15 protein-coding genes and 2 pseudogenes are annotated in these 19,154 nt (G+C 42.4%); 9 read left to right on the top strand and 8 right to left on the bottom strand.

Annotation, left to right across the window (positions count from 1 at the left end):
• Nucleotides 1-23: 23 nt before the first annotated feature.
• Complete coding sequence (locus FD724_RS13340) at nucleotides 24-1,289, top strand: hypothetical protein (protein WP_179072964.1); 1,266 nt, start codon at nucleotides 24-26, stop codon at nucleotides 1,287-1,289.
• A gap of 88 nt (nucleotides 1,290-1,377) precedes the next feature.
• On the opposite strand, the gene FD724_RS13335 is transcribed toward FD724_RS13340, so the two are convergent.
• Nucleotides 1,378-2,946, bottom strand: coding sequence for a glycosyltransferase family 39 protein (locus FD724_RS13335; protein ID WP_179072963.1), 1,569 nt, complete (start codon nucleotides 2,944-2,946; stop codon nucleotides 1,378-1,380).
• Between the two features lie 77 nt (nucleotides 2,947-3,023).
• Here FD724_RS13335 and FD724_RS13330 point away from each other — a divergent pair.
• Nucleotides 3,024-4,415 (top strand): annotated as a pseudogene (locus tag FD724_RS13330) (DUF2079 domain-containing protein).
• A gap of 19 nt (nucleotides 4,416-4,434) precedes the next feature.
• Here the strand turns inward: FD724_RS13330 and FD724_RS13325 are convergent.
• A pseudogene (locus tag FD724_RS13325) lies at nucleotides 4,435-4,610 on the bottom strand (Uma2 family endonuclease); the annotation flags it as partial.
• A gap of 133 nt (nucleotides 4,611-4,743) precedes the next feature.
• Between FD724_RS13325 and FD724_RS13320 the strand changes: the two are divergent.
• A complete protein-coding gene (locus FD724_RS13320; protein ID WP_179072962.1) occupies nucleotides 4,744-5,310 on the top strand; it encodes a hypothetical protein in 567 nt (188 codons plus the stop codon).
• Between the two features lie 301 nt (nucleotides 5,311-5,611).
• On the opposite strand, the gene FD724_RS13315 is transcribed toward FD724_RS13320, so the two are convergent.
• The gene (locus FD724_RS13315) at nucleotides 5,612-8,080 is read right to left on the bottom strand and encodes an ATP-dependent Clp protease ATP-binding subunit (protein WP_069071487.1); all 2,469 of its coding nucleotides are present in this window, start codon (nucleotides 8,078-8,080) and stop codon (nucleotides 5,612-5,614) included.
• 410 nt (nucleotides 8,081-8,490) lie between these two features.
• On the bottom strand, nucleotides 8,491-9,042 hold the full coding sequence (rimI, locus tag FD724_RS13310) for a ribosomal protein S18-alanine N-acetyltransferase (RefSeq protein ID WP_114083813.1): 552 nt from the start codon (nucleotides 9,040-9,042) through the stop codon (nucleotides 8,491-8,493).
• A gap of 92 nt (nucleotides 9,043-9,134) precedes the next feature.
• Between rimI and lysA the strand changes: the two genes are divergently transcribed.
• From lysA to FD724_RS40330, 5 genes are all read left to right on the top strand, one after another.
• Complete coding sequence (gene lysA / locus FD724_RS13305; protein ID WP_179072961.1) at nucleotides 9,135-10,574, top strand: diaminopimelate decarboxylase; 1,440 nt, start codon at nucleotides 9,135-9,137, stop codon at nucleotides 10,572-10,574.
• A gap of 345 nt (nucleotides 10,575-10,919) precedes the next feature.
• A complete protein-coding gene (cdaA, locus tag FD724_RS13300) occupies nucleotides 10,920-11,843 on the top strand; it encodes a diadenylate cyclase CdaA (protein ID WP_114083815.1) in 924 nt (307 codons plus the stop codon).
• Nucleotides 11,840-12,589, top strand: coding sequence for an isoprenyl transferase (locus tag FD724_RS13295; RefSeq protein ID WP_012412222.1), 750 nt, complete (start codon nucleotides 11,840-11,842; stop codon nucleotides 12,587-12,589). The genes cdaA and FD724_RS13295 overlap by 4 nt, the downstream gene beginning before the upstream one ends.
• Before the next feature lie 191 nt (nucleotides 12,590-12,780).
• Nucleotides 12,781-12,909, top strand: coding sequence for a hypothetical protein (locus FD724_RS40820; protein ID WP_256874551.1), 129 nt, complete (start codon nucleotides 12,781-12,783; stop codon nucleotides 12,907-12,909).
• A 225-nt stretch (nucleotides 12,910-13,134) separates the two neighbouring features.
• Entirely contained in the window at nucleotides 13,135-13,329 is a 195-nt protein-coding gene (locus FD724_RS40330; RefSeq protein WP_256874550.1) for a putative toxin-antitoxin system toxin component, PIN family, read from the top strand.
• Nucleotides 13,330-13,370: 41 nt separating this feature from the next.
• On the opposite strand, the gene FD724_RS13280 is transcribed toward FD724_RS40330, so the two are convergent.
• The 4 genes from FD724_RS13280 to dnaK form a co-directional block, all read right to left on the bottom strand.
• Nucleotides 13,371-13,643, bottom strand: a complete 273-nt coding sequence (locus tag FD724_RS13280; RefSeq protein ID WP_012412225.1) for a DUF3143 domain-containing protein — start codon at nucleotides 13,641-13,643, stop codon at nucleotides 13,371-13,373.
• A 31-nt stretch (nucleotides 13,644-13,674) separates the two neighbouring features.
• Complete coding sequence (locus FD724_RS13275; protein WP_114083817.1) at nucleotides 13,675-14,199, bottom strand: J domain-containing protein; 525 nt, start codon at nucleotides 14,197-14,199, stop codon at nucleotides 13,675-13,677.
• Between the two features lie 339 nt (nucleotides 14,200-14,538).
• Entirely contained in the window at nucleotides 14,539-15,534 is a 996-nt protein-coding gene (locus FD724_RS13270) for a DnaJ C-terminal domain-containing protein (protein ID WP_179072960.1), read from the bottom strand.
• 118 nt (nucleotides 15,535-15,652) lie between these two features.
• Nucleotides 15,653-17,749 carry a molecular chaperone DnaK gene (dnaK, locus tag FD724_RS13265; protein WP_179072959.1) on the bottom strand — a complete coding sequence of 699 codons (2,097 nt, stop codon included), beginning with the start codon at nucleotides 17,747-17,749 and terminating at the stop codon, nucleotides 15,653-15,655.
• A gap of 379 nt (nucleotides 17,750-18,128) precedes the next feature.
• On the opposite strand from dnaK, the gene FD724_RS13260 reads away from it, so the two are divergent.
• Nucleotides 18,129-18,914, top strand: coding sequence for a M28 family peptidase (locus tag FD724_RS13260; RefSeq protein WP_372726523.1), 786 nt, complete (start codon nucleotides 18,129-18,131; stop codon nucleotides 18,912-18,914).
• Nucleotides 18,915-19,154 lie beyond the last annotated feature (240 nt).

Genomic DNA, 19,154 nt, shown 5'->3' with positions numbered 1-19,154 from the left:
GTTAATGTATCTATTTAAAAGAAATGAATATAGAGAAAAAAATTTTGCCGGATGGCTTATTTTTTATCATAGTAATGTGGCTATCTAGTAGGCTTCTAATAGCTATCGCAATGTTACTAATTGCTCCATTATTTCCAGCCCCATCTAATAGCGTTGCTGCTACGTTTGGTTGGGATGTTTTCTATGCTTGGGATAGTGTTTGGTATGAGAAAATTATGACTTATGGTTATGATTTCTCTAGTGACGTAAAGGAAATACACACAGTTGCATTTTTTCCTTTATTTCCTTTATTAAGTCGTATAGTTATGTTTATTGGCTTTTCTCCTAAAGTAGCAGCTATATTAGTTAATAATTCGGCTTTTTTAGCTACCTTAATAATACTTTATCGTTGGGTACATGAGCATTACGGCACAAGCACAGCACGATGGGTAACAGCTACTTTAGTATGGTGTCCCTATTCTCTTTATGGAACCGTAATTTACACTGAAGGTCTATTTTTGTTATGTACCACATCTGCATTACGAGCATTTGATAAAAAGCAATATATTTGGGCAGGATTTTGGGGAGCATTATCTACAGCCACACGATTACCTGGAGTTGCTCTCATCCCGGCTTTTCTATTTGTTTCTTGGAAAGAACGTAGAGGTATAAAAGCCTATATTGCCAGTTTAAGTGTTGGTTTGGGTATATCCCTGTACAGTCTTTATTGTCAAATTAAATTTGGCGATGCTTTGGCTTTCATCCATGCACAAAAAGCGTGGCGTGGTGATGCAGCAGGATTTGCTTGGCAGGGTTGGTGGCAGATGCTGATGCAAATTACGATAGGTTTCACTAATTTTAAAGCTGGCTATATTAAAGACCCTTTACATCCGTTATTATTATTAATAATTATTGGTAGCGCCTGTTTCTTATGGCGCTTTCGTTTACATCTGGGAATGGTTAAATTCCGCAATGGAGTATGTTTTTTATGGCTATTGTTGTGGTTATTGGCAGGAGATGAATTACTAAAAATCCCACTAGTTTTTGGTGGGATATATTTACTATGGTTATCACGTGCTAAAATTCCCCTTGTTACTGTTGTCTATGGGTTCTCTTCCTTGGCTTTAATTTTAAACACTGGAATTACAGCCTCGGCTGAACGCTACGCTTACGGTATTGTATCGCTGTCAATGGCATTCGGGTTATTACTTGCCCGTTATCCTCGTTGGGGATACCCAATCATGTACTTTTTTGGAATACTAATGTTGACATTTTCTATTCGATTTGCCCGCGATCTTTGGGTAGCTTAGGTTGATTAATATTATTTATTAGTGTTTTATCGATAAATAAGATACCTGACTGATTTGAAAAGTCGGGTATCTGTAGCTTTTGGGATAATTAATTTTTAGTAATTAGTGTAAATTCGTTAGTTGCTCCTAGAATTTTACTACCAGTTAAATTTATTTGCTGTAAAGCCCTATTATCTAACAGCAAATAAGATTTATTTGATAACATTTTTTGCAGAAGTGGCACAGTTGTAGCAGTTACCTTGCAATCGCTATAAAAATCTAAACTGGGACGGCCATAAGCAAAAGAGGTGTAAATTTGTGTTCCTGGTGAAACATTTGCCCGAATTAATGCTGCTACTGGCTTGACTGGAAAAGCTTCCTTTAATTCCCAAATCCAAGATTGCGAACTTACCAACAGGGTTAAAACTAAATACATCCCTGTAAATAATACAGGAATAAAGTTGCGATCGCGCTGTTTAACTAGCCATGCTGCGATACCCATACTTATTACCAAAACAATGCTCATGACTATCAAAATAGGCTCTTTTTTCATAAAAAAGTAAACACAACCTCCTAAACCAGCAATAGAAATAATAGCTAGAAATATTGTCCAGCTTCGCACTCGAAAATGACGATTCTGCCAAACTTCGCTCAAATTAGCACCAATTGCCAAGGCTAAAAATGGATATACAGGCATGACATACCACGGAAGCTTAGTTCTCATAAAAGAAATAGTTCCTAAGTAAATAATTATGGACAAAAGAACTAGAGAACCCCAAGTTTCATAACGTTTTTTCCAAGCTAGATAAAGTCCTCCAGGTAAAAATAACAGCCAGGGAAAACCATATTTGAGTAATTCTAATAAATAGTACCAAACAGGCCCGCTATTACCTTCAACAGTTTGTGTAAGGCGGTCAAAAGCTTGTGCTTGAAAATGCACTTCTAAAAAAGTATTACCATAATGTTGCCATTGAGCAATATACCAAGCGATCGCAGGAGCATTTCCTAATAAAATTCCCACCCAGAGATAGGGACTTTTCAACAAAGCTAATTGGCGATCTGCAAGCAAGAATAAACAGGCGATCGCCCCCAATAGTAAAACTATCGTTCCCTTAGTCAGAATAATTAACCCCAGACAAAATCCCACGCCTAGAGCATATTTTCGGTTCTGACGTGCCTTTAAAAGACAAAATAACAACAATAAGAAAAAAGAAATAGTCATCCCATCTAACATTGCCAGTCGTCCATGACGCACCACAGGCAACATTGTCAAGTAAACTAAAGCAGCAAATAGAGCAGGTAAATTTTGTTTAAAAGCCAAACGCCCCACTAAATAAAGCAAAGGCACACCCAAGGCAGTTAAAATCGCACCAGGTAAGCGTGTGGTTAACTCTTGTACTCCTCCTAGTTGGTAGCACAAAGCAATTAACCATTGCATCAAAGGCGGTTTTAATAAAAATGGTTCTCCCTGAAGGGTGGGATAAAGCCAGTTACCAGTCCGGTAAATTTCTCTGGCGACTAGAGCGTAAGTCCCTTCATCCCAGTCTCGTAAAGGGGAATTTCCCAAAAATATCAACCAGAGAACTAGAGATATTATTAGTAAGCTAAATAACCATTTTTTTGGTGCGAAAATTATAGTTCTTTTTGTGAATAGCTTTACAATATTTGGACGATACATTTAAGGCTGATTAGGTTAGTGAATAATATTGCTAATTATGTATCTAAAATACTCACGATGAATACTTTTTTGATGGCATGAGAAAAAAACTGAATCAGCTGGGTTCTCTTGGTTGGATAATTGGCGTGAGTGCCTTAATTTTGTTTGGGTGCAGCAGCTTACGACACGAGTTGTTTCAATCAACCGCTTTTGATTTGGGAATTTTTGACCAAGCAGTTTATTTAATTAGTCAAGGGCAACTGCCTATTAGTTCTTTCATGGGTTTTCATATTTTGGGCGATCATGCTGCTTGGATATTCTATCCCTTGGCTTTACTGTATAAAATCTAGCCCAGTGTTTACTGGTTATTTGCTGTGCAGGCAGCTGCCTTGGCATTAGGCGCTTTACCTACTTGGTATCTAGCTCGCCAAGCTGGATTGAAGGAAAACCAAGCAATAGCGGTCGCATTTGTATATCTCCTGTATCCGTTGGTGTTTAACGCCAATTTATTTGATTTTCACCCAGAAGTGATAGCTGTACCACTACTATTGGCGGCGGTTTTAGCAGCACGGTTAGATCGGCTAGGGTGGTTTTGTTTAAGTATTTTCCCAGTCTTAGGATGCAAGGCGGTATTGTCCCTCACCGTTGCAGCAATGGGAGTTTGGTTAATTTTGTTTGAAAAGCGGCGTTTATATGGCGCGATTGCTATTTGTGCTGGTGTGTCCTGGTTTTTGATTGCTACTCAGTTGATTATTCCTTTTTTTAGCGGTGCAGAAGCTGGAGCAGTGGGACGTTACAGCTATTTAGGTAATTCAGTTTTAGGGATTGCAAAAAATATAGTGTTTCAGCCAGGACTGATCTTGGGAAAGGTTTTTTCACTGGATAACCTGGGATATTTGGTTTTGCTGCTAGTACCTTTGATTTGGGGGCTTTCCCCACAAGGAATAAAACCTTTGGTAGGAGCTATTCCTTGTTTGGCACTTAATATTTTAGCTGATTACCAACCTCAAAAAGACTTGGTACATCAGTACTCTATTCCAGCGATGCCATTCCTGTTATTGGCTGTAATTTCTACTCTCGCCGCAGGTAGGGGATGGCTACAAAATAGACGAGGGATTGTCCTGTGGTCATTGGTGGCGTTTTTAAGTCTGGCAAAATTTACCCATTTTGGAGGTAAGTATTTAGTGTCTATAGATACTTATCAAGCTACACAAGAAGCGATCGCTCAGATTCAAACTAAAGAAAGTGTTTACACCACAGCACAAATTTCTCCGCATTTAAGCAACCGAAAATTGATTACCTATACAAATGCCGATTCCCCACCTGCTGATTTAAATGCTTTTAATTATGTATTACTGAATATTCGTCATCCCGGCTGGTCAAGTAGTCAGGAGTTTGCTGCAAGCTTGGTCAATCAACTAAAAAACAATCAAAAATTTAATTTGAAATATCAGCGTGATGATGTGTATTTGTTTGTCAAAGTGTCTTGATAAGTTTTAGTTAAGCAGCCAATAAGTTTGCTGGATAGTCACCAGCTTCACCACTACTATAAGCATAGGATTTCCCTTCCTGCGACATTTCGACAATTTCCCCCTGAAGTAGTTCAACTTTGCGATCGCTCAAAATGCCAGCGTCAATCAGCAGTGATATTCGTCAATCGTCCATTTAGCAACTATCACACTCATGACGATTGATTCCCCCCAATGATTCTTTATATTCTCCCATTTTAAAGGCACTTTAGGTCTGATTCAGAAGACACGTCGGCAAGCATGTGATAAAACTGATACACACGGTAAAGTCATAGTCGAGTATGTAATTATGTTAAGAGTAATTTTGCTGGCGTTGGCGCAGCCCACCGTAGGTATCGCTACTTTTGTTATTCCCTTGATTAGCTACACTCATAATCAAGTAACTGCTACCACTACTAACTATCAAATTTCTCAGAATACTAATAATCAATCAACAGGAATAACTATTGAACGTCTAGGAATAGGTGGAGTGAAACTTTCTATGTCCGAGGCACAAGTCAGAAAAATTTTAGGTAAACCTGTAAAAGTAGAAAATGGTTTTATACCTGCTATTGGTAAAGTTCGTACTCTTAAATATACAGGCATCACACTTGATTTAGATGAAGGTGCTAAACCAGGTAACTTTACTGTTTATCAAATTAAAGCAACTAGTTCTAAATATTCGACCATAGATGGACTAAAAGTAGGTGATAGACAATCAAAAGTGATTAGAACTTATGGAAAAACTGAAATATCTCAATATGGTAAAGTTACCAATTTAAATTACATAGTTGAAGAACCCAGCCCTGGAGGTTTAAATTTTACTGTTCAAAAAGGTAAAATAACAGAAATTTTCTGTTTTTATCTGATGAATTAAGCAATTTTTACAATTAAGCACCAATGCAATTTTAATCGCCTCACTTCTTCCACAGAAATCTCCCAATTCAATTTCATAACTTCTAAATAACTATCAAAACTGGATCAGGAAAGCTAAAACTCTTCAATTGTTACCAATCCACCCTCGATAATAGTGAACAATATACTACCGCAGACCAAATGCTACTAGATCCAAATTTGAAGTAGTTAATGAATATTTAGTGAATAAAAAACGGTAGAGTATTTATTGCTCTACCGTTTTCTAATTTTTTATTTGAGACTTAAATCCCAAACCCTAAATCTTACTCAACACCTTGGGGTAACAATTCCCGACGTTGTTGAGAACTAACTTGGACAATGCCATTTTCATCCACATCAACAAGGGCTGTATCGCCATCTTTGATACGACCAGACAGAATTTCTTCTGCTAGGCTATCTTCTAACAGGCGCATAATTGCCCGACGTAATGGCCTTGCGCCGTAGCTGGGACTGTAACCTTCTTGGATCAAACGATCCTTGAAGCGGTCTGTGACTTCTAAGGTGATACCCTTTTCCGTCAGACGACCAAATACTTCCTTGAGCATAATTTCGGCGATTTGGGTCACTTCCGGCTTGTTCAACTGACGGAAGACGATAATTTCATCGAGTCGGTTGAGGAACTCTGGACGGAAGTACTGCTTGAGTTCTTCGTTGACTAAAGAGCGAATCCGGTTGTAAGTTGACTCGCTGGCATCTTCGGAGAATTCAAAGCCGATACCGCTACCGCCTTTTTCAATTACCTTAGAACCAATATTGGAAGTTAAAATCAGCAAGGTGTTCTTGAAGTCTACCGTGCGACCTTTGGCATCAGTTAACCGACCGTCTTCCAAAATTTGCAACAGCATGTTGAAGACATCGGGGTGCGCTTTTTCGATTTCGTCGAACAACACCACGGTGTAAGGTCGCCGCCGCACGGCTTCAGTCAGCTGACCACCTTCGTTATAGCCAACATAACCTGGAGGGGAACCAATCAGCTTGCTGACGGTGTGACGCTCCATGTATTCGGACATATCTAAGCGGATCATCGCTTCTTCGGAACCGAAGAAGTAAGCAGCTAAGGATTTCGCCAACTCGGTTTTACCCACACCAGTAGGCCCAGAGAAGACAAAGCTAGCTATGGGTCGATTGGGATTCTTCAAACCGACACGAGCGCGACGGATTGCGCGTGAAACTGCTTTCACAGCTTCATCTTGACCAATTAAACGCTGATGCAAGGTATCTTCCATGTGCAGCAGCTTTTCAGATTCAGATTCGGTGAGTTTGTTCACCGGTACTCCAGTCCAAGAAGCGACAATATGGGCAATGTCTTCTTCTGTAACTACAGGTTCTTCACCTTCTGTGCCAGTTGCATTGGTCTTGCTTTGAGCGATCGCCCGGATTTCGGCTTTGATTTCCATTTCGCGATCGCGCAGTTCTCCAGCTTTGTCAAAGTCTTGAGAGCGCACCGCGTCATCTTTCTCTTTTAATATCTGACGCAGTTCTTTGTCTAACTCTTTGGCTGCGGGTGGCAGTTGGGAGTTAATCAAGCGCACTCTAGAACCAGCTTCATCAACTAAGTCGATGGCTTTATCTGGGAGGAAGCGATCGCTAATGTAACGGTCTGATAACTTCGCCGCCGCCACTAATGCTTCGTCGGAGATTTTCAGTTTATGGTGTTGCTCGTAGCGTTCGCGCAGACCATATAAAATTTCAATTGTTTCATCAACTGTAGGTTCACCAACCATCACTGGTTGGAAACGCCGCTCTAGCGCTGCATCTCGCTCGATGTGCTTCCGGTATTCATCTAAGGTTGTAGCTCCGATGCACTGCAACTCACCTCTGGCCAAAGCTGGTTTGAGGATATTCGCTGCGTCAATAGCACCTTCGGCTGCACCTGCACCAATTAAGGTGTGTACCTCATCAATCACGAGAATGACATTACCCGCAGAGCGGATTTCATCCATGATTTTTTTCAAGCGTTCTTCAAATTCACCCCGGTACTTGGTTCCTGCTACGAGCAAACCAATATCCAACGTGACGACGCGTTTATCTTCTAGGATGTCAGGGACATCTTTGGTGGCAATGCGTGAAGCTAAACCTTCAGCGATCGCAGTTTTACCAACCCCTGGTTCCCCAATCAGCACTGGGTTATTTTTGGTTCGGCGACCCAATATCTGGATCACCCGCTCAATTTCCTTGGCGCGTCCCACCACTGGATCGAGCTTATTGTCTATCGCCATCTGGGTCAGGTTTGAGCCAAATTCATCCAGAGTTGGGGTTTTTGTGCGCCCGGATGAGCCGCCTGGTGAAACTTCGGCAGTTTCTCCCAACATGCGGATGACTTGGGTTCTTACCTTAGATAGATCCACACCGAGGTTTTCTAGCACCCTGGCTGCGACACCTTCCCCTTCGCGGATTAGGCCCAACAGCAGATGCTCGGTGCCAATGTAGTTATGCCCCAGTTGGCGTGCTTCTTCCAAGGAGAGTTCTAGAACTCGCTTTGCCCGTGGCGTAAACGGAATTTCCACGGCAACAAAGCCTGATCCCCGTCCTATAATTTTTTCAACTTCAATTCGGGCATCTTTAAGATTGACGCCCATTGATTTCAGCACCTTGGCAGCCACTCCAGTGCCTTCGCCAATCAGACCCAGGAGGATCTGCTCGGTTCCGACAAAGTTGTGACCTAAACGGCGGGCCTCTTCTTGGGCCAGCATGATTACCTTAATGGCTTTTTCTGTGAAGCGTTCAAACATGGCATTTTTCCCATCACCTGCGGTCGTGCCGGTATGCTGATTTTAGCACAGGCAAAGCTTTTGGATGCCTGTATAACAGATTATAGACATCCTGAAGCTATGACTTTAGTTGATGGGCTAATTGTTAACTATTGACTGCTTTTATTCGGCTAGTGTACTGAGGAGCTTTAGTTCACCAGCGTTTTTGGGACTTTTTGAGATTTATTACAAATAACTGACTGCTTATATTGAGAGTTTTTCACTTAATCCCAAACACCTACATATACCATATACACTTAGAAATATCAAGCAGAATAAGTTAACATAAGTTATTCTTATAATATATTTATTATATATAGAATATTTAAATCTAATTAAGCGCAGCAAAGTTGCTTTTTTTGCTGAAGGCGATCGCAAGCCTTTAATTCCAACTACTTAAAAAGTAAATGCCAAGAGGATTTGCTAAGGCGATCGCTGATTGTGGCATACCACTGGTCTAAAGTTGTTTGAAATTTGGAGTGTTGTAAATCGGGGAGCCAAAGGATTAGCGCATCCTCACCGTTATCTTGGTAGTAACCCCGCCGCCGTCCGGCTGTTTTGAAGCCAAATTTTTGATATAAAGATATTGCCGCCAAGTTGGAAGCTCGGACTTCGAGGGTAGCTCGCTCCATTCCGCGATCGCAAGCTGTCTTAAGGAGTGAATATAGTAAAGCCGCACCCAAACCTTGACGGTGATATTGGGGATGAACCGCCAAAATTGTAATGTGGGCTTCCTCTAAAATTGACCAAAAGCAACCCATTCCTAACAAACTAACGTTGGAGAATGGGGAAAATAAACCGAGTAAATCGCTGTTGGGGCTATCCAATTCTCGTTTGTAGCCTTCCATTGTCCAAAGTCCGCCAAAACAGGCTTGATCTAGTTCCAGAATTGCACTGAGATTATCTGGTGTCAGTAATTTAATTTCTAAGTCTAATGAGATCACATTTATTGAATAAGATTACAAACCCTTTGTAAACTGGGAATCGGGAGACGAACTCAAAGCCCGTAATTTGAACAAGGACAACTTTTATATTTATGGTATCGACTCACCCCACTGGGGTTCAACATTCTGGAAGTCAATATTTACCTCAAAGGCGCGACACTAACCCAAATCTCTCGCCTAATCAGGAACTTTTACCCCTAACTGCTAGAGTTCATAATCATGACTCCCTAGAAATTGGTGGATGTGATGTCACAACCCTAATTAAGCAATTTGGTTCACCTTTATATATTTTAGATGAAGAAACCCTGCGTTCAGCTTGTCAGCAATACCGAGATGCTTTCAAGCAGTACTACAAGGGCGAATCTCAAGTATTGTACGCCTCAAAAGCTTGGAATTGTTTAGCAGTTTGTGCGATCGCCGCATCAGAAGGTTTAGGAATCGATGTAGTTTCTGGTGGCGAACTTTACACCGCCTTGCAAGCAGGTGTTAGTCCTGAGAAAATCTACCTTCATGGAAATAATAAATCTCGTGAAGAATTAATTTTAGCGATCGAGTCTGGTGTCACCATTGTGGCGGATAACTGGTATGAGTTGCGTACTCTTGTGGAAATAGCAGGGGAGCAGGGGAGCAGGGGAGCAGGGGGAGAAAATGTTACCTCATCCCCTCTCCCTATACGTATCATGCTACGGCTAACTCCCGGTATTGAATGCCACACTCACGAATATATCCGCACGGGACACTTAGATAGCAAATTTGGCTTTGATCCCAACGATTTAGATGAAGTATTTACCTTTGTCAGTCAACAACCCACCCTTGACTGCGTAGGGGTACACGCTCATATTGGTTCCCAAATTTTTGAGCGCCAACCGCATCAAGATTTAGCTGCTGTGATGGTGCAATGGCTACGAGATGCCGGAAAGTATGGTTTAAATATTACAGAGTTAAATGTTGGTGGTGGTTTAGGGATTAAGTATACAGAATCAGATGATCCTCCCAGCATTGAAGAGTGGGTGAAGGCAATTTGTGAAGTTGTCCAAGAAGCCTGTGCGGTCGAAAATCTGCCTTTGCCGAAATTACTGAGTGAACCAGGGCGATCGCTAATTGCCACAGCTTGCATCACTGCTTATACTATTGGTTCATCCAAAGTTATTCCAGAAATTCGTACCTACGTAGCGATCGATGGGGGAATGTCCGATAATCCTCGCCCGATTACTTACCAATCAGTTTATCGGGCAGTAGTTGCCAATAAAATGTCTTCTCCTTTAACTCAAACAGTCACAATTGCTGGTAAACATTGTGAATCAGGAGATATTCTGATTAAAAATGCACTACTCCCAAAGACTGAACCAGGAGATATTCTCGTAGTTATGGGAACTGGTGCGTACAATTACAGTATGGCATCTAACTACAACCGCTTGCCCCGACCGGCAGCAGTTGTGGTGGCGAATGGCGAAGCGAATTTAATTTTGCAACGTGAAACTTATCAAGACTTAATTCGACAAGATAGCCTACCAGAAAGGCTGAAAATTTAGTCATTTGTCCTTGGTCATTGGTGAGCCAGCACGGTCTTCTCCCAAAGGGAGAGGCTAGCGCCAAGGGGGTTTCCCCCATCAGTGACTGGCGTTAGCGCAGCGCTAGCGTTCGCGCAGCGTCTCGTAGAGAGGCACGAACGTCACCCGTAAGGGTCATTAGCTAGGAGCTAAACCCCGTCTATTTTGAAACCTAGAGTTTTTGAAGAGAGTATATTATTCTGTCGTGGCTTGAGTTTTGAGCTTTAGCCTCATTACAAAAAACTACGGTTTTCACAGTAGACGCGGTTTAATAACAGATGACAAATGACTAACTGTAATTAGAGGCAAAAGTGTAATCCAGATGTCATGAGAGATTGGTGGAAGCAATGGCTGATAAACCTGGGGTGGTCACAGTCCTTGCTGCTTGGGACTCTGGATATTGTGTTAGTGCTGGCGCTGACTTACATGATACTAGTTATTATTAGTGAGCGCCGAACACTGTGGATGGTGCGAGGATTCATTATCTTAATGCTAGCCTCGGCACTAAGTGGCAGATTAGGACTACCTCTTTTAAGTTTTGTACTAGAAAAGTTGGTGATTGGTTGTGCTGTAGCGATGGCAGTTGCTTTACAGTCAGAGTTTAGGCGATTTTTGGAGCAATTGGGGCGTGGCGAATTCCGCCAGTTGTTTCAACCCGATCGGCTGGCAATCCCCAAATCTGATAGTGTAATTGATGAAATTGTTGAGGCTGTTAAAGAATTGTCAAAAAACCGGATTGGAGCTTTACTAATTGTGGAAACCACAGGTCCAATTGATGAGCGAGATTTTTCTGTGCCAGGAGTAAAGCTAAATGCGGAGGTTTCTAAAGAACTAATCCAGACAATTTTTCAGCCGAAAACTTTGTTACACGATGGAGCGACATTAATCCGTGGCTCACGGATCGTATCATCGGGTATAATTTTACCACTTTCGGGACGCACAGCCTCGCGCCAGTTGGGAACACGCCACCGGGCGGCAATGGGAATTACTGAGCGGGTCGAAAATTGCATTTGTGTCGTTGTATCTGAAGAAACGGGTTCCATTTCCTTAGCGGAACGGGGAACTCTAAATAGACCACTGACGATTAAGAAACTAAAAGAGTCATTAGAGGCTCTTTTGTCACCAACCGTGGATAGGGAAGCTGTTGCTCCTGGTCTGTTGAGTTTTGTTCGTCGCATAGGTGGGAAGACACTAGCACTGGTTTCACGTTTACTCGGATTACCATCGACCGCTTCTCGAGATAAAAAATGACAGCACAACAAACTAAACTGCAAGATTTGCCTACTGACTTAAAACGAGAACTATTGCCGCAGCACGTTGCGGTGATTATGGATGGCAATGGTCGATGGGCTAAACGTCAGGGTCTACCTCGAATTATGGGTCATAAGCGAGGAGTAGATGCTCTTAAGGATTTACTCCGTTGTTGTCAGGATTGGGGGATTCAGGCGCTGACAGCTTATGCTTTTTCAACGGAGAATTGGAAAAGACCGCAGGAAGAAGTGGATTTTTTGATGACTCTGTTTCAAAGAGTTTTGCGCCAAGAACTGCGGGAAATGGTCGAAGAGAATGTTCAAATTAAGTTTGTCGGAAATTTGCAGGCTCTGCCACGATCGCTCCAGCAAGAAATATCCCGTTCAATGGAAGAAACCAAGGATAATCGCGGTATCCGGTTTTCAGTGGCAACTAATTATGGCGGACGGCAGGAAATTTTACAAGCTTGTCAGGCGATCGCAAAACAAGTCCAGCAAGGTCTGCTACAACCCGATGAAATTAATGAACAGGTGTTTGAGAGCCACTTGTATACAGCCGGAATTACTGACCCAGATTTGTTAATTCGTACCAGTGGAGAAATGCGCCTCTCAAATTTCCTGCTCTGGCAAATGGCTTATGGAGAAATTTACATCACTGATGCTCTCTGGCCCGATTTTGACCGGGCGGAGTTTCACCGCGCCTTATGTGCCTACCAGCAACGGGAGCGGCGGTTTGGTAAAGTTTAAAATATTACGTTTATTAAGTCGCTAAGATGCGTTAGCGAAGCTACAAGATTGGCGATCGCACTACAATTTAATAAACTCAATGATGGCTATTGATATGGTATCGATTCCTATCACCCTGGAACAACTCATTACGGCTGTGCAACAGTTGCAACCAGAGGAACGGGCAGAGGTTTGCCAGAGCGTTGGTTTTAGTGGATTTACGTTCAGATTTGAGGGCTTTAATTCAAGAACTTTATGCTCAACCCCCGGTTGATGATATTACAGATGAAAATATCATGGCTGAAATTAAGGCTGTGCGCCAGCAATCTCACCAAACATGAAGTTTCGAGTGGTCATCGACACTAACATTTGGATTCGTATTTTGCTCAAAGGCCGAGTTACATTGCCCATATTGGAAGCAGGACAAATTCCAGTTGGTGATGAGTCAACCCCTAATGGAAGAACTGCATCTAGTTTGGAATCGCCCCCGGTTAAGAGAACGGATTAATCCAAGTATTGCTATTCAACTTGAACAGCAGTTGCAGTACTGAGCAATATGGATTGAGTTGGAAACGGTTCCACCTAATTGTCGAGATCCCAAAGATTTAGCTATACTTGCTACGGCTATTGATGGTCAAGCAGAGATTATTGTGTCTGGGGATGATGATTTACGTGCTGATGATGAGTTAAGGGCAGTAATGGCAACTTATGGCATCCGATTGCTGGGTGTTCATTCTTTTTTGAACGTGATTGCGGCTTAATTTCCCTACCTTTTTACCGTGAACTGAACTCAGCACTTCACTTATGGCCCAGAAAACACAGCTTGTTCTACATCATCCCGACTGAGAGAATATTTGAACGAGCGTTGGATATCTTGTCCATTTTCCCCAGATTGGACATATCGCACTACGATTTGCTCAACGTCGAGCCATAGTTCAGCTTGCCAACTAGGCCGTTGCACATGCCAGCAATGCCTCTGGGTTTCGTCTTGTTTACAGCCTTGGTCTTTTAGCCACTGTTCAATTTGTGGCAAGGGATGATTATATAGGGGCGTATCTGAGGGAAGAAGAGGCATAGGAATTTGGGATTTTGGATTAGGAAATTTTTTAATTTTTAATTACCATAAGGGTAATTAGTTGCGATATATGGTTAATTTGCTGTTGTACAGATGGAGTTGACTGTAGCAAACGGGTTTGAAAAGCAGCATCACCACGAGTTAAACCAATGGCAACTGCTAATAACAAACAACCTACAAATGTTAACACCAGCATAAATAAAGCAAAAATTTCGCCAGATGATAAGGGGCGATCGCTAGGATCGAGGTAAGCTGATTTTGACCAGTCATGAGAACGCGAGACGGGATGATTCAAGTCAGGGGGTGGTTGAATCACTCCAAATCGGGAATAGCCAATTTTTAAATCGTAGCTTAACCGCCGTTCTGGATGGCTAAGGGTGGCGTAGGCTTCATTGATTTGCTGAAATTTGGAAGTGGCGATCGCAGTAGGCAAGTCTGTAGTATCAGGATGATAGCGTTTGCTCAGTTCTCGATAAGCGCGACGAATATCAATTACTGATGCCGAGGGATGCAGTCCTAGCAGGGAGTAATAAGTTGATTTACTGCTTTGTGGCATTGCCCCGTTATGATTCACGGCTGTTTGAGTCACTTTGCTCAAAGATATTTTTTATATTTTAAATCCTTTGTGAATTGCAGAAGACACAGCAGGTCTCAATACTGCTCGGTTAACCATTCTTAACTCGGCATTGGGTTTGGGGAAAAGGTTAATTAAGCAACTCGATAGTGGACAGTATACTGAATATAACGACGAGTCACTTCCAGCTTTTTTTGCAAATATTAAAGCACTAGGACAGCAAAATTTGGCTAACAGCGATTCTGTATGAGTCGATTTCGTATTTCTACTCAAGCAGCGCAAGATATTGAGGATATATGGAAATATCTTGCCCTAAATAACTTAAAGTAAATCAGCACGGGGTTTAAAAGTTTCAATTTGCCGTAACTTTTCGTACAATTCCTGTTCTTCTTGATTGATATTTTTCGGTGTAACTATTTGAATTTCTACTAATTGATCGCCACGTTTACCGTCATCGCCGGGGTAGCCTTTATTCCCTAGTCGGAATTTTTGACCAGACCTAACTCCTGGAGGAATGGTCATTTTCACTGGGCCATCCAAAGTTGGTGCTTCTACCTGTCCTCCTAAAACTGCTTCGCTGGGAGTAACTGGTACTTGGCAAAGAATATTTAAACCTTCTAGCTTAAATAATGGATGAGGCTCAACGGTAATTTTTAAGTATAGATCGCCACCACCAACACCTTGGTTTCGCAAACGGATGGTTTGACCTGTTACCATCCCTAGTGGCATATTAACTTCTAGCGATCGCCCATCTTCTAAACGAATACGTTCATTACCACCTTGATAAGCTTTTTCCAGTGGTAGCGTTAATCTGGCTTCTATATCTCGACGCGTTGTCCGAGGTGGAGTGTTAACTGTATAGGCAACTTTTGTTCTGGGGGAACGAAACGGATCGCTAGTATTGCCATTACTACTAGACTTACTGGTCCCACTCTTATTTTTGACACCGATAACTTGATTAATAAAGCTTTCAAAGTCGGAGAATTGGCTTGGATCTACTTCCTGATTACCGTTGCGATCGCTAGCGCCACTTTGCCAAGTTTTAGCCTTTGGCGTTTGTTTGTTGCCTGCAAAGCCTTTTTGCTTCCAGTAGCGGCTAAACTGGTCGTATTGCGATCGCTTGGCTGAGTCTGAAAGGACTTCATAAGCCTCGCCGATATCCTTAAATTTCTCCTCAGATTCTTTGTTACCCGGATTAAGATCGGGGTGGTATTGTCTTGCTAACCGCCGATAAACCTTTTTAATTTCCTCACCAGAAGCGTCTTTAGATACTCCTAAAATCTCATAGTAATCGCGGAAATTCGGCAAATTTTGCATAGTTCAGTTATTTAAATTTTAAATTACTTAGTAGTTATGAATTATGAATTATGAGTTAGGAGTTGAAAGATTTAATTTTAAACTTCTCACTCCTAACTCCTAACTTTTATTAAAAGTACTACAACCAATCATTGTCATCTTCATCATCCCAGTTATCTTGGTAGCTGGGACGAGATTTGCGTGGAGGACGGCTTTCATAAGAGGAAGAACGGCTGTCTCGGCTATTATTATCTCGGCCATAGTCTCGGCCATAGTCTTTACCGTAATCTCTGCCATAGTCCTTACCAAATGAATCGCGTTCCCGATATGTATCTCTAGGAAATTCGCGTTCTTTATCCTTATCACCGCCAGTAAAAATGTCACGGATAGTACCTAACAAATCGTCATCTTCATCTTCAGCATAAGTCTGACGGACTTCCCGATTTAGCTCATAGAGAGCATCTTGCAAATCGGCGTAGGCTTGATCGATACCGCGATCGCTATTTTCCTTCAGACTCTCTTTTAAGTCTCGGCAAATATTATCAATTCTTTGGCGACGGCTACGGGCAAACTGCATACCAAATTCAAGTGCAACTTCTCTAAGTTGCCGTTCTGCTTGGAAAATCAGCGCCTCAGAACGAGTCCGCTTTTCTACCCTTTCTTTACGTTCGCGATCGACATCGGCGTATTTCTGTGCATCTTGAATCATCCGATTCACTTCTGACTCGTTCAAAGTGGAAGCGCCTTGAACGGTGATACTCTGCTCTCGCCCAGTGGTTCTATCTAAGGCTGTTACCTGTAAAATACCATTAGCATCGATATCAAATGACACCTGAACTTGGGGAATTCCTCGTGGCGCTGGCGGGATACCATACAGCTTGAAACGTCCTAAAGACTTATTGTTTCCTGCCATTTCTCGTTCGCCCTGAACTACGTGAATTTCCACAGTATTTTGGTTATTTTCAGACGTGGAAAAAATGTCAGAACGGCGGACTGGAATGGTAGTGTTGCGGGGAATGAGTTTTTTCATCACGCCGCCGATGGTTTCCAATCCCAAAGAAAGGGGTGTGACATCCAAAAGCAGCACATCTTTGAGTTCGCCTGCAAGAATTCCGGCTTGAATTGCTGCACCCACTCCCACTACTTCATCGGGATTAACGTTTTCGTTAGGTTCTGTACCAATCAAGTCCCGCACTAGCTGTTTCACCATTGGCATCCGTGTAGAACCACCAACTAAGACAACTTCTTCAATGTCTCTAGGTGAAAGTCCGGCATCTTTGAGGGCGCGTTTCACTGGTGTCCGCAATCGCCCTACCAAATCACCACACAAACCTTCAAACTGGGAACGAGTTAAACGAGTTTCTAGATGTTTGGGGCCATCTTCCGTAGCGGTGATGAAGGGTAAGTTAATATCAGTAACGCTGACAGCAGAAAGCTCAATTTTGGCTTTTTCCGCAGCTTCCATCAGACGTTGCAAAGCTTGGCGATCGCGTCTTAAGTCTATTTCTTCAGTTTCCAGAAATTGCTCTGCTAACCAATCTACGATTACTTTGTCAAAGTCATTACCACCAAGTTGCGTATCTCCACTGGTAGCTTTGACTTCAAATATCCCATCGCCCACTTCTAAAATCGACACGTCAAAAGTACCGCCACCCAAGTCGAAGACTAAGATAGTTTCCGTGTCACCCCGATCTAATCCATAAGCTAAAGATGCAGCAGTTGGTTCATTGAGAATCCGCAACACCTCTAAACCGGCAATTCTGCCAGCATCGCGGGTTGCTTGCCGTTGAGAATCGTTAAAATAAGCGGGGACTGTAATCACTGCCCCTGTGACTGGTTCACCCAAATAGCGACTAGCATCGTCTGCCAATTTCTTCAGCACCATTGCCGAAATCTCTTCTGGGGCGAAATCTTTATTGAGACGGGGACAAGCAATTTTAATATTACCTACTTCATCTTTGCGGATGGTGTAGGGTACACGCTTAGAATCTGGACTAAGTTCGGCATATTTACGCCCAATGAAGCGTTTCACTGCAAAAAAGGTATTTTGGGGATTGAGGACGGTTTGGCGGCGTGCCATTTGCCCAACTACCCTTTCGCCTTCTTTGCTAAAGCCAACTACGGAGGGGGTTGTTCGCATTCCTTCTGCATTGGCAATCACCACCGGCTTGCCACCCTCCATAACGGCGACTACTGAGTTGGTTGTACCCAAGTCGATGCCGACTACCTTGCCCATGCGTTACTCTTCTCCTAAAGTGTCTTATGTATTTATTATGATTGGGCGGAACTACCTCTAGCTTTGTGCTATGGGATGAAAACACCTCAATGGTATAATAGTCATCATTAAGGCAGTGAGCTAAGAAGTACAGCTAGAGGAGATAGTTGCAAGACTAGGATAGCATTGACGATGATTGCTGTGTCCAAGCAGCCTCAATTCTTGTTATCCGGTTACTTCTATGCACTGAATCTGTAAGTTGCTAAATGCACCTTAATAAGAAATTTCTGCTTCTTTGAGTGCCTGAAAACCTTAATATTACCGCTATTTTAAACATTTGAATTTAACAAAGCGATTACAAACTTCCCTGAGTGCGATCGCGCGAGAACGCGATCCTTACATGGCAACAGCTGGACATTTTTTCGTCCAAGAATACATCCGCCAGGAATTTTCCCAATGGGGGAGTGTGGAAATCCACACCTTTGAAGTCAGGGGTAAAGCTTGTAAGAACTTGATATTAAATTTACCCTCCCAAGCTAGAGGGCAAAAAAAAGATTTGCCACCGATTTTAATTGGCGCTCATTATGATGGCGTTCCGGGAACACCTGCGGCTGATGATAATGCCACAGGTGTGGCAGTTTTGCTGGAATTGGCGAGAAAGTTTGCTACCCAAGCTATAAGATATCCTTTAAGGCTGGTTGCTTTCGATATGGAAGAATACGGCTTACTAGGTAGCGCTGATTATGCAGCCTTGTTGCACCAACAAAAGCAACAGCTACGCTTAATGATCTCCCTAGAAATGCTGGGCTATAAGGATTCTACGCCTGGTTCTCAAAGTTATCCCCCTCCTCTGGAACGCTTCTATCCTGATACAGGTGATTTTATTGCTTTAATTGGCAATTTGCGGACATTGCCTGACTTAATTGGTATGAGCCGTAATATTCGCAAAGCTGGCGTAGCTAGTCAATGGCTACCTGTGCCGAATCGAGGTTTAATAGTTCCCCAAACCAGACTTAGCGATCATGCACCTTTTTGGGATTTGGGTTATCCGGCAATGATGGTGACAGATACGGCATTTTTGCGAAATCCCCATTATCACAAACCTAGTGATGCGATCGCTACTTTAGATTTAGATTTTCTTAGTGGTGTCTGTGAAGGGTTAGAAATTGCGATTCGGCGGTTATGAAAAATATTAGACATATCCAGAAATTAAATATGCGTTATCCAGAACCCTTGTAGAGACGTAGCAGTGCTACGTCTCTACATTATTTTTGCCCAGATTCCCAATTCCCAATTCCCCATTCCCAATGCAGTTGTTACCAATTACCACTTTGTGACTATGAGGATTGTACGAATTGACACGAAACAATGAGGCTAATGAATGCCAAGATCAAAAAAAGAATGCCCCAAGGATATTAAAAGTACT

It is taken from the genome of Nostoc sp. C057, from assembly GCF_013393925.1.
GTDB lineage: Bacteria > Cyanobacteriota > Cyanobacteriia > Cyanobacteriales > Nostocaceae > Nostoc > Nostoc muscorum_A.
Note: the sequence above shows the minus strand (reverse complement) of the source record. Positions and strands in the feature narration are given on the sequence as shown.